This is a genomic window from Myxococcales bacterium, assembly GCA_012517325.1.
GTDB lineage: Bacteria > Lernaellota > Lernaellaia > Lernaellales > Lernaellaceae > JAAYVF01.
In genome coordinates, this window is the sequence record JAAYVF010000063.1 from 1 (window position 1) to 12,780 (window position 12,780).

Sequence of the window (12,780 nt, forward strand, 5' to 3'; positions counted from 1 at the left end):
GCCGCCGCCAAGCCGTGCTTCGACATCACCTTCGTGATCGCGCTGGTCAGCGTCGTCTTCCCGTGATCGATGTGGCCGATCGTCCCAATGTTCACGTGCGGCTTCGTCCGCTCAAACTTGGCCTTTGCCATGATTCCCTCCTGCGCTCCTCGGCGCGTCACGGATTCGAACTACGAACTAATATCCCCCCATTCTATGCACGATCTCGTTCTGGATATTCGCCGGTACCGCCTCGAAGCGCGCGAACTGCATCGTGTACGTCGCGCGGCCCTGCGTCACCGAACGCAAATCCGTCGAGTAACCAAACAACGCCGCCAACGGCGCCTGACCCTTGACGACCTGGACTTCGCGGCGGGGTTCCATGCCCAGCACGTGTCCGCGCCGGCTGTTGAGATCGCCGATGACCTCACCGACGAAATCTTCCGGCACGACGATTTCCAGGGACATCACCGGCTCGAGCAAAACCGGCTCGGCGGTGCGCATTCCCTTGTTGATCGCCATGGTCGCCGCTACCTTGAAGTCGACCGCTTCCGTATCGACCTCGTGGTAGGCGCCGCCGAGCAGGGTCGCTTTCACGTCCTGGACCGGATACCCGGCCAGCGGCCCGACCGTCAGCGCGTCCTTGATGCCTTCCTCGACGAACGAGAGAAACTCGCGCGGCACCTGGGAGGTCGGCGCCTCGTTGAGGAAGGTAAAGCCCCCGCCGGATCCGGCGGGTTCGATCTTTAAAATCACTTTTGCAAAGTGACCGCGGTTGCCCAATTGCCGCTCGTAGGTTTCTTCGAGACGCACCGCCTTGGTGATCGTCTCTTTGTAAGCGACCTGCGGCTTGCCGACGTTCGCGTTGACGCCGAATTCGCGCGTCAATCGGTCGGCGATGATCTCGAGGTGCAATTCGCCCATACCGGAAATGATCGTCTGGCCGGTGTCCTCGTCGATCCGCACCCGGAAGCTCGGGTCTTCCATCGCCAGCCGCTGCAAGGATTCCTGCAGCTTGTCCTGATCGGCCTGGCTTTTCGGCTCGATCGCGATGTGAATGACCGGCTCGGGAAAATCGAGGCCTTCGAGGATGATCGGCCGGTGGGTCACGGTGAGCGTATCGCCCGTCGTCACCGACCGCATCCCGACCACCGCCACGATATCGCCCGCGCTCATTTCCTTGACTTCCTCACGCTTGTTGGCGTGCATCTTGAGGATCTTGCCCACCCGCTCCTTCTTGTCCTTGGTGGCGTTGTGGAGCATCACCCCTTGTTCGGCCCGGCCGCTGTAGACGCGCAAGAAGGCCAGTTGGCCGACGTACGGGTCGTTGAGCAGCTTGAAGGCCAGCGCGGCGAACGGTTCGGCCGGATCGGCCGGGCGCTGTTCGGTCTTGCCCGTGTGCGGGTTCACCCCTTCGATCGGGGGAATATCGACCGGGCTGGGCAGGTAATCGACCACCGCGTCAAGCAGCGGTTGGACGCCCTTGTTCTTGAAGGCCGAGCCGCACAAAGTCGGCACGAGCTGCAAGCGAATCGTGGCCCGGCGGATGGCGTCGCGCAGTTCGGCTTCGCCGATATCGGCGCCTTCCAGATAACGGCTCATCAGCTCGTCATCGGTTTCCGCAACGGTCTCGAGCAATTGGGTCCGCCAATGTTCCGCATCATGTAAAAGAGCGTCTGGGATCGGTTCTTCATGATACCGAGCCCCCAAGGTTTCCTCGTCCCACCGAATCGCCTTCATGCCGATCAAGTCGATCACGCCGGCAAAGGCGGCTTCGGCGCCGATCGGCAACTGCAACACCAGGGGCGCCGCGCCGAGTCGGCTTTTCATCATTTCAACGGCCCGGAAGAAGTCGGCTCCCACCCGGTCCATCTTGTTGACGAAAGCGATCTTGGGCACATGAAATTTTTCGGACTGGCGCCAAACGGTTTCCGACTGCGGCTCCACGCCGCCGACGCCGCAAAACACCGCCACCGCGCCGTCCAACACCCGCAGGCTGCGTTCGACCTCGATCGTGAAGTCGACGTGCCCCGGGGTGTCCAAGATATTGATCCGCTGATCGCGCCAGAAGCAGGTGGTGGCGGCGGTGGTAATCGTGATGCCGCGCTCCTGTTCCTGCTCCATGTAATCCATTTGCGTCGTGCCTTCGTCGACCTCGCCGATACGGTAGGTAATGCCCGTATAGAAAAGGATGCGCTCGGTCGTCGTGGTCTTGCCGGCATCGATGTGCGCCATAATCCCGATGTTCCGGGTGCGCTCCAGCGTCGTGCCTGTCTTTTTTGTCCCCTTGGCCACGATTCAGCGTCCTTCCGACGGGGTCGTCGGGCGATCATGGATCGAACCTGCGACCTGAAAAAGAGCAATCGAAAAGACCAATCGGCAACGGTGCGCCGATCGGTCCCTCGGGTATCTATCCAGTGATGGATTCCGGCCGCGGCATTCGGTACCGCCGCCGGCGCCGTCCGACGCCGCCAACGTTCGGCGTCGATCCGGCAGATTAGCAATAAAAAAGAACGGTTCCGACCTCGACCGGTTGCCGTCGGCCGGAAGGCGAGCTGGCGGCTCGCCGGCTACCAGCGATAGTGGCTGAAAGCCTTGTTGGCCTCGGCCATCTTGTGCGTGTCCTCACGCTTTTTGACGGCGTTGCCGCGGTTGTTGAAAGCGTCGATCAACTCGCCCGCCAACTTTTCAACCATGGTTTTCTCGCCACGGCTCCGGGAGTAGCTGATGATCCAGCGCATCGCCAGGGCGGTCCGCCGATCGGCCCGCACCTCGGTGGGCACCTGATAGGTGCTGCCGCCGACGCGCCGGCTGCGCACTTCCACCATGGGCTTGACGTTGTCCATGGCCTTTTTAAAAACCTTCAGCGGATCTTCCTTGATCCGTTTTTCGATCGTGTCCATCGCGCCGTAGAAAATCCGTTCCGCCGTGCTCTTCTTGCCGCGGCCCATGACGGCGTTGATGAACTTGGCGACCTGCTTGTCGCCGAAACGCGGATCGGGTAACGGTTCCCGTTTAGTGATTTCACGCTTGCGCGGCATGGTTCGTCCTCTCTTTAGCTGGGCCGTTTGGTGCCGTACTTGCTGCGGCTCTTTTTACGGCCGTCCACACCCGTCGCATCCAGCTTGCCGCGGATGATGTGATAGCGCACACCAGGCAAGTCCTTGACGCGGCCGCCGCGGATCAACACAACGTTGTGTTCCTGCAGGGCATGGCCTTCACCAGGGATGTACGAGGTCACTTCGATGCCATTGACCAGGCGAACACGCGCGACTTTCCGCAAGGCCGAATTCGGCTTTTTGGGAGTCGTGGTATATACGCGCGTGCAAACGCCGCGCTTTTGCGGATTGCTGCGCAGCGCCGGAGCGCTGGTCTTCCACCGCTTGCTTTCCCGTCCATTACGGATCAACTGGTTGATCGTCGGCATTGTTTCTATCCAACTCTCACTGCTTAAGACGTTAATACGTTCTTCTCTTTTGCTCTTCACAAAATGAGGGCGCAAAAGATACAGATTTTACCTGTTGTTGTCAAGCGCCTTTTTTCGGTCTGCTTAAATGTCTTCCGATTCCTCTTCGTCCTCGGATTTTTCGCCCTCGCCTTCTTCCTCGTCGAGGTCGCCCTCTCCGTCCAGTTCCTCATCGAAATCGAAATCCTCGAAGGGCTCGGCATCGAAGGCTTCGTAGCTTTCGATGATCGGTTGGTCGGGCATTTCGACGTCGATTTCCAGTTCCTGATAGGTCGGGATGCCGGTACCGGCCGGAATCAAACGACCCATAATCACGTTTTCTTTCAAGCCTTTAAGCAGATCGGTCCGTCCGGCGATCGACGCTTCGGTCAGGACTTTCGTCGTTTCCTGGAAGCTGGCCGCCGAGATGAACGATTCGGTCGACAGGCTGGCCTTGGTGATACCCAGTAACATCGGCTCGCCGATGGCCGGCCGGCCGCCCTGCGCCATGACGGTCTGGTTCTCGTCTTGAAAACGCCACTTTTCGACCTGTTCGCCGATCAGGAAGTTGGTGTCGCCGACGTTGACGATCCGCACGCGGCGGAGCATCTGGCGGACGATCACCTCGATGTGCTTGTCGTTGATTTTAACGCCTTGCAACCGGTAGACTTCCTGGATTTCGTCGACCAGGTAACGGGCCAGTTCCTTTTCGCCCAGGACGTTGAGGATGTCGTGCGGGTTGGCCGCGCCGTCCATCAACGGCTCGCCGGCGCGAACGTAATCACCCTCGTGGACGCTGATGTGCTTCCCTTTGGGGATGAAGTAGTCGCGCGAATCGCCGATATCCGGCGTGACGACGATGTGCCGCTTGCCCTTTTGATCGTCGCCGTAACTGACGCGGCCGTCGATCTCGGAAATTTCAGCCATTTCCTTGGGTTTGCGGGCTTCGAACAACTCGGCGACGCGCGGCAGACCGCCGGTGATGTCCTTGGTTTTGGTCGTGGCGCGCGGGATTTTGGCCAGCACGTCGCCGGCGTGGACCGTGTCGCCTTCTTTGATCATGATGATGGCGCCGACCGGCAGCATGTACCGGGCATCGCGGGTTGTATTCGGGATTTTCAGGGTTTGCGCGGGCTGATTCGGATTCTTGATCGAAATACGAGGCCGCGAGGACGGGTCCTTGGGCTCGATAATGACCTTCTGACTGAGGCCGGTCAGCTCGTCGACCTGTTCGTTCATCGTTTCGTTCTGCGCGATATCGCCGAATTTCACGATACCGGAAACGTCGGTCAGAATCGGCGTGGTGAACGGGTCCCACTTGGCCACCACCTGGCCCGGCTTCACCCGTTCGCCTTCTTTCGCCAGCAGTTCGGCGCCGTACACGAGGTTGTACCGCTCGCGCTCGCGGCCCGAATCGTCCTTGACCACCGCCATGCCGTTCCGGTTGGTGATGATCGCGTGACCGGCGCGGCCGAAAACCGTGCTCACGTCCAAGTAGTGCAACGTACCTTCGGTGCGCGCTTCCAACGAGGATTGCTCGACTTTTCGCGACGCCGTACCGCCGATGTGGAAGGTACGCATCGTCAGCTGGGTGCCCGGTTCGCCGATCGACTGCGCCGCGATGACGCCGACCGCCTCACCGAGGTTGACCAGCTTGCCGCGGGCCAGATCGCGGCCGTAGCAAAGGACGCAGATGCCGCGGCGGGCCTGGCAGGTGAGCACCGAGCGGATCAACACGCGCTCGATGCCGGCGTTTTCGATCCGTTTCACGGCGTCTTCGTCGATTTCGGCGTTGCGGGCCACGAGGACCGTATTGTCCACCGGGTCGACGATGTCTTCCAACGCGACGCGGCCCAGGACGCGGTCACCGACGCGTTCGATGACTTCGCCGCCTTCCACCAGGGAGTTCACGTAAATGCCGTCCAGGGTGCCGCAATCGTGCAAGGTGACGATCGAGTCCTGGGCGACATCGACGAGGCGGCGGGTCAGGTAGCCGGAGTTCGCGGTTTTCAACGCGGTGTCGGCCAGACCTTTGCGGGCGCCGTGCGTACTGATGAAGTACTGCAACACCGTCAACCCTTCGCGGAAGTTGTTGACGATGGGGGTTTCGATGATTTCGCCGGAGGGTTTGGCCATCAAACCGCGCATGCCGGCCAATTGGCGGATCTGGGCGGTCGAACCACGGGCGCCGGAATCGGCCATCATGAAGATCGGATTGAAGCTGGGCGCCTTGATCTTGCCCTTGGCCAGGGTGAATTCCTGGGTGCCCATTTCCTTCATCATTTCTTTTTCGATGACTTCCGTCGCGTCCGCCCAAATGTCGACCACGCGGTTGTAACGCTCGCCGTCGGTGATCAAACCTTCGCGGCGGTACTCGAGGATTTCCTCGACCTGCTGCTGGCTCTTTTCGAGGACTTCCTGCTTCTTGGTCGGAATCAGCATGTCGTCCAGGCAGATCGAGGCGCCGCTCTGCGTGGCCATCTGGAAGCCCAGCGTCCGCACCTTGTCGGCGAGCAGAACGGTGCTCTTGTCGCCGGTCAGGCGGTAGCAGGCATCGATCAGGTTGGCCATTTCCTTTTTGCCCATGATGCGGTTGATCGAGGCGAAGCGCATCTCACTGGGGACGCTGTTGTACAGCATGACGCGGCCGACGGTGGTGTTTTCCACCTTGCCCTCGATCCGGCAGCGGATCCGGGCGTGCAGTTCGACGGCGCCTTCCGAGTAGGCCTTCTCGACCTCGTCGGAGGTCGCGAAAATCTTGCCCTCGCCCTTGGCACCGGGTTTTTCGCGGGTCATGTAATAGATGCCCAGAACCATGTCCTGGCTGGGGACGATGATCGGTTTGCCGTGGGCCGGGGAAAGGATGTTGTTGGTGCTCATCATCAGCACGCGGCTTTCCACCTGGGCCTCGACCGACAACGGCACGTGCACGGCCATCTGGTCGCCGTCGAAGTCGGCGTTGTAGGCGGTGCAGACCAGGGGGTGAAGCTGAATCGCCTTGCCTTCGATCAGCACCGGCTCGAAGGCCTGGATGCCGAGGCGGTGCAAGGTCGGCGCGCGGTTGAGCAGCACCGGGTGTTCCTTGATGACCTCGTCGAGGATGTCCCACACTTCCGGGACTTCCCGGTCGACCATCTTCTTGGCCAGCTTCAGCGTCTGGGCCAGGCCCCGCTTTTCCAGCTTTTCGTAGATGAACGGCTTGAACAGCTCGAGGGCCATTTTCTTGGGCAGGCCGCATTGATGCAGGCGCAGTTCCGGGCCGACGACGATGACGCTGCGGCCGGAGTAGTCGACGCGCTTGCCCAGCAGGTTTTGACGGAAGCGGCCCTGCTTGCCCTTGAGCATGTCGGAGAGGCTCTTCAGGGGGCGTTTGTTCGGACCGGTGATCACCCGGCCGCGGCGGCCGTTGTCGAACAGCGCGTCCACCGCTTCCTGAAGCATCCGTTTTTCGTTCTTGATGATGATTTCCGGCGCCATCAACTCCATGAGCCGCTTCAGGCGGTTGTTGCGGTTGATCACGCGGCGGTACAGGTCGTTCAGGTCGGAAATCGCGAACCGGCCGCCTTCCAGCGGCACGAGGGGACGCAATTCGGGCGGAATGACGGGGATGACGTCGAGGATCATCCATTCGGGCCGGTTGCCGCTGTCGCGGAAGGCCTCGACCACGCGCAAGCGTTTGGAGATCTTTTTGCGCTTGGCCTCGCTGTTGGCGTTTTTCATCTCGTCCCGGAGTTGGCTGCCCAATTCCTCGAGGTTGATCGCCGACAGCATTTTCTTGATCGTCTCGGCGCCCATGCCGGCTTCGAACCGCGGGTCGCCGTCTTCCTTGATTTTCCAGTATTGGTCCTCGGAGACCAGGTCGCCGCGCTTGAACTTGGTGTCGCCGGGATCGGTGACGACGTATTGCTCGAAATAGAGGATTTTTTCGAGTTGTTTGTAGGACATGTCGAGCAGCGCGCCGATGCGGCTGGGCAGGCTCTTGAGGAACCAGATGTGCGCGACCGGCGTCGCCAGGGTGATGTGGCCCATGCGTTCGCGGCGGACCTTGGAGTGAATGACTTCCACGCCGCACTTTTCGCAGACGATGCCGCGATGTTTCATGCGCTTGTACTTGCCGCACAAGCATTCGAAGTCTTTGACCGGTCCGAAGATCCGGCAGCAGAACAAGCCGTCGCGTTCCGGTTTGAACGTGCGGTAATTGATGGTTTCCGGCTTTTTCACCTCGCCGTAGGACCATTCGCGGATTTTCTCCGGACTGGCCAGGGCGATGCGCATCGCCTTGAAGCTCAAAGGATTCTTTGGCTTTTCAAACAGGCTGTAAAAGTCTTTCAAAGCCCAACCTCCTTCGCGTTACGCGATTGGCGGTTCGTTCAGCAACCTACTTCTTGTTTTCCGATCCCGGGATGCTCGTCGACCCAAAGGAACCGGCGCCGACTTCGGCGTCGAAGATCGGCTTGGTAAAGAGCGACTCGGCCTCGGCCCGCGCCTTCGCCGCCTCGTCCAATTCCACTTCCGGTTCTTTGTGCGCCTCGACCAGATCGACATCCAGGCTCAGGCTCTGCAATTCCTTGATGAGCACGTTGAAGCTCTCGGGCAGACCCGGCTCCAGTTCGCACTCGCCTTTGATGATCGATTCGTACATCCGCGTCCGGCCGGCCACGTCGTCGCTCTTCACCGTCAGGAATTCCTGCAGGCTGAACGCGGCGCCGTAGGCTTCCATCGCCCACACTTCCATTTCGCCGAGTCGTTGACCGCCGAATTGCGCCTTGCCGCCCAACGGTTGCTGGGTGACCAGGCTGTAGGGTCCGATCGACCGGGCGTGGATCTTGTCGTCGACCAGGTGATGCAGCTTGAGCATGTACATCACGCCGACCGTGACGTCGGTATCGAACGGCATGCCGGTCCGGCCGTCGAACAAGGTCGTCTGACCGCTGCTCGGCAATTCGGTGAGGGTGAAAGCCCGCTTGATTTCCGCTTCGGGCGCGCCGTCGAAAACCGGCGAGGCCATGTAAACGCCGCCGTGCCAGGTCCGGCAAAATTCGGAAATTTCCTCGTCGCTGGCGTCGCTGATCAGCTTGGCCAACCGCTGATTGCGCTCGTTCTTGAGGTCGACGATGTTCATCAAATGCTTACGCAGCTTGGCCGGCGAGAAATTCTGCGCGATGAAGTCCTCGATCTGCCGGCCCAGGTGGTAAGCGGCCCAACCCAGGTGCGTTTCGAGAATTTGGCCGACGTTCATACGGCTGGGAACGCCCAGGGGATTGAGCACCATTTCGACCGGACGGCCGTCCGGCAGATACGGCATGTCTTCCTCGGGCAGGATGCGCGACAGCACGCCTTTGTTGCCGTGGCGGCCGGCCATCTTGTCGCCGACGCTGAGCTTGCGCTTGATGGCCACGTAGACCTTGACCATCTTGATGACGCCGGGGGCCATTTCGTCGGTCCGCTTCAGGCGCTCGATCTTGTTTTCGAACAACGTTTTAACCATTTCGATCTGGCGCGTGACGTTCGTCACCAGGTCGCGAACCCGTTGTTCGAGCTTCGCGTCGGCCAGCGAAAGGTCGACGATCTTTTCGAAGTCGATCGCTTCGAGGAATTCCTCGGTGATCTTCGCGCCCTTCTTGATCAGGACTTCGTTTTCATCCTCGTCGAGCAGCGCGGCGGTGGCCATCTTGCCGCTCAGCATTTCCTTGAGGGTTTTCAAGGCGCTTTCGGCGATGATGCGGATTTCCGTTTCCTGGTCGGTGAGGATCTTGGCGATGTCCTCGTCCTCGATGCGCTGCGCACGGAGGTCTTTTTCAACGCCCTTGCGCGAGAAGACCTTGGCGTCGATGACCGTGCCGACCACGCCCGGCGGCACCGTAAGGCTGGTGTCGCGCACGTCGCCGGCTTTTTCGCCGAAGATGGCGCGCAGCAGCTTTTCCTCGGGGGAAAGCTGGGTTTCGCCCTTGGGGGTGATTTTGCCGACCAGAATGTCGCCGGGTTTTACTTCCGCGCCGATGCGGATGATGCCGGATTCGTCGAGGTTCCGCAGCGCCTCTTCCGAGACGTTGGGAATGTCGCGCGTGATTTCCTCTTTACCCAGTTTGGTGTCGCGGCTGATGCACTCGAAGACCTCGACGTGCACCGACGTGAAACGGTCGTCCTTGATGAGCCGCTCGGAAATGAGCACCGAATCCTCGAAGTTGTAGCCGCCCCACGGCATGAAGGCCACGACGATGTTCTTGCCCAGCGCCAGTTCGCCCTGGTCGGTCGCCGGACCGTCCGCGAGGATCTGGCCCTTGTAGACGCGCTCGCCCATCGACACGATCGGCTTCTGGTTGATGCAGGTGTTCTGGTTGGAGCGCTGGAACTTGATCAGATTGTAGATGTCGACGCCGGCTTCGGTCGGATCCTTTTCGTCCTCGGCCACCTTGATGACGATGCGGTCGGCATCGACCGAGTGGACCGCGCCGCCGCGCCGCGCCACCACGGTCACGCCGCTGTCACGCGCCACGACTTCTTCCATGCCGGTGCCGACGATCGGGGCCGAAGTCTTGAGCAGGGGCACCGCCTGGCGTTGCATGTTGCTGCCCATCAGGGCGCGGTTGGCGTCGTCGTGCTCGAGGAAGGGGATCAGACTCGCCGCGACCGACACGAGTTGCTGCGGCGAGACGTCCATGTAATCGACCTGATCGGCGCCGACCAGCGAATACTCGAGGCGGGTGCGGGCCGAAATGATGTTGGCGCTGAAACGGTTTTTCTCGTCGAGAGGCGCGTTCGCCTGCGCGATGATGAATTTCTCTTCCTCGAGGGCCGTCAGGAACTCGGCGGAGTCCTGAACCACGCCGTTTTTCACCGGCCGATAGGGCGTCTCGATGAAGCCCAACTCGTTCACCCGCGCGAAGGTCGACAAACTGGCGATCAGACCGATGTTCGGACCTTCCGGGGTTTCGACCGGGCAGATGCGGCCGTAGTGGGTGTTGTGAACGTCGCGGACCTCGAACCCCGCCCGTTCGCGGGTCAGACCGCCCGGGCCCAAGGCCGAGAGGCGGCGCTTGTGGGTGATTTCCGACAACGGGTTGGTCTGGTCCATGAATTGCGACAACTGCGACGAACCGAAAAATTCCTTGATGACCGCGCTGACCGGCTTGGCGTTGATCAGGTCGTGCGGCATCAGGGTGTCGATTTCCTGCAGGCTCATCCGCTCGCGGATCGCCCGTTCCATGCGCACCAGGCCGATGCGGTACTGGTTTTCGACCAACTCGCCCACCGCGCGGACACGGCGATTGCCCAGGTGGTCGATGTCGTCGATCAGGCCGCGGCCTTCCTTCAGGTTGAGCAGGTAGAAGACGACCGCCAGGATATCGTCCCGCGAAAGGGTCATGCTCTCGTTGGCCTGATCCAGATTGAGCTTGTGATTCATCTTGACGCGGCCGACCTTCGACAGGTCGTAGCGTTCGGCGTTGAAGAAGAGGTTGTCGAACAGTTGCTCGGCGGTTTCCTTGGTCGGCGGATCGCCGGGGCGCAACCGTTTGTAGATTTCGATCATCGCCTCTTCCTTACTGCGCACCTTGTCCTGGTTGAGGGTTTCGCGCAGGGATTGGCTGATGGTCAGGGTTTCGGTCCGCAGGATGCGGAACTTGGTGAGGCCGGCGTCCTCGATCAAGGCGAGTTTTTTCTCGTCGATCTGTTCGGACGGTTCGAGGAGCACTTCGCCGGTTTTGGAGTTGATGATGTACTCGCCGGCGTACTTGCCGATGAGGTCTTCCTTGGCCAGGCGGAAGCTCTTCATCTTGGCGTCGCGCATGCGGCGCAGGTGTTTGCCTTCGATCCGGGTGCCGCGCCGGGCGATCGTCTTGCCTTCGTTGTCGCGCAGGTCGACCGACAGCACCTGGTCCTTGAGCCAGCGCGGATCGGTGACGAACGAAGCCATGTCGCCGTCGATCTGCACCGGGATTTTTTCAAAGTTGGTGTCGTAGTAAAGGAGTAGGATTTCGTCGTCGGAGAACCCCAACGCCTTGAGCAGCACGGTGGCCGGCATCTTGCGTTTGCGGTCGATGCGGACGTGCAGAATGTCCTTGGTGTCGAATTCGAAATCGATCCACGAGCCGCGATAGGGAATGATGCGGGCGTTGAACAGCAGTTTGCCGGAGCTGTGGGTTTTGCCCTTGTCGTGATCGAAGAAAACGCCGGGGCTGCGGTGCAGCTGGCTGACGATGACGCGCTCGGTACCGTTGATGATGAAGGTGCCGTTATCGGTCATCAGCGGGATTTCGCCGAAATAGACTTCTTGTTCCTTGACGTCGCGGATCGATTTGGCGCCGCTCTTTTCGTCGACGTCCCAGACGACCAGGCGGATGGTGACCTTGAACGGAGCCGCGAAATTCAGGCCGCGCTGTTTGCATTCCTCGACGTCGTACTTCGGGTCTTCCAGCGCGTACTGCACGAATTCCAGACTACTGAGGTTGTTGTAGTCGTGGATGGGGAAAACGCTTTTGAAAACGCCCTGCAAGCCGATGTCTTCCCGTTCGGAAGGCTTGGTCTTGGATTGCAGGAAACGCTCGTAAGATTTTTTCTGGATTTCGATCAGATTTGGGATGTCGATGATCTTTTTGATCTTGGCATAGGACTTACGGAAGCGTTTGACTTCCCCAAGAGCTGTATACATCCAAGGTCTCCTTTACGCGATTCCGCGGTTAGTACGAAATCCCGTTAAAACGCTAAATCGGAGACAAGCCGCCCCTTGTCGGAGTCAGCCATCTCTCCGCCTTTCTTACGTTTTGGAGGGGAGCCACGGGGCTCCCCCGTCGTACAAACCCAACGTCAACTGTCTCGTTACTTCACTTCGACCTTGGCGCCCGATTCTTCCAGGGCTTTCTTCGCGGCCTCGGCGTCGTCTTTCGAAACGCCTTCCTTGACCGGCTTGGGCAGGTTGTCGACCAGTTCCTTGGCCTCTTTCAAGCCCAAATCGCTCCGCAGGGCGCGGACGGATTTGATCACCTGGATCTTGTTGGCGCCGGCGTCGACCAAAATCACGTCGAATTCGGTCTTTTCTTCCACGGGCTCGGCGGCGGCGGCGCCACCGGCGGGCATCGCGCCCATCATCACGGGAGCCGCGGCCGAAACGCCGAATTTGTTTTCGATCATTTTGACCAGATCGGTCAGTTCCAACACGTTCATCTGCGCGATTGCTTCAAGGATTTGTTCCTTGGTGATGTCAGCCATGGTCTTTCTCTCCTTCATTCAACGGAATTCGTTCGTTAAGCGGCTTCTTGAGCCTTCTTTTCCTTTACCGCGTTGAGCGCATAGGCGAGGCTGCGCGGAATAGCCGCGAGCACCCCGGCCAGATTGCGCATGGGCGCCGCCAAAACGCC

Annotated in this window: 7 protein-coding genes; all 7 read right to left on the bottom strand. The window is 60.2% G+C overall.

The window, feature by feature from the left end; all coding sequences use genetic code 11:
• A partial coding sequence (gene tuf, locus GX444_11350; protein ID NLH49183.1) for an elongation factor Tu occupies nt 1-131 on the bottom strand: 131 nt, incomplete at its 3' end.
• Nucleotides 132-177: 46 nt separating this feature from the next.
• Nucleotides 178-2,214, bottom strand: coding sequence for an elongation factor G (gene fusA / locus GX444_11355; GenBank protein NLH49184.1), 2,037 nt, complete (start codon nt 2,212-2,214; stop codon nt 178-180).
• Between the two features lie 335 nt (nt 2,215-2,549).
• Nucleotides 2,550-3,020, bottom strand: a complete 471-nt coding sequence (gene rpsG / locus GX444_11360; GenBank protein NLH49185.1) for a 30S ribosomal protein S7 — start codon at nt 3,018-3,020, stop codon at nt 2,550-2,552.
• 14 nt (nt 3,021-3,034) lie between these two features.
• Entirely contained in the window at nt 3,035-3,406 is a 372-nt protein-coding gene (locus tag GX444_11365) for a 30S ribosomal protein S12 (GenBank protein ID NLH49186.1), read from the bottom strand.
• Between the two features lie 123 nt (nt 3,407-3,529).
• Entirely contained in the window at nt 3,530-7,756 is a 4,227-nt protein-coding gene (gene rpoC, locus GX444_11370; protein NLH49187.1) for a DNA-directed RNA polymerase subunit beta', read from the bottom strand.
• Nucleotides 7,757-7,802: 46 nt separating this feature from the next.
• On the bottom strand, nt 7,803-12,074 hold the full coding sequence (rpoB, locus tag GX444_11375; GenBank protein ID NLH49188.1) for a DNA-directed RNA polymerase subunit beta: 4,272 nt from the start codon (nt 12,072-12,074) through the stop codon (nt 7,803-7,805).
• Between the two features lie 167 nt (nt 12,075-12,241).
• The gene (gene rplL / locus GX444_11380; GenBank protein ID NLH49189.1) at nt 12,242-12,631 is read right to left on the bottom strand and encodes a 50S ribosomal protein L7/L12; all 390 of its coding nucleotides are present in this window, start codon (nt 12,629-12,631) and stop codon (nt 12,242-12,244) included.
• Nucleotides 12,632-12,780 lie beyond the last annotated feature (149 nt).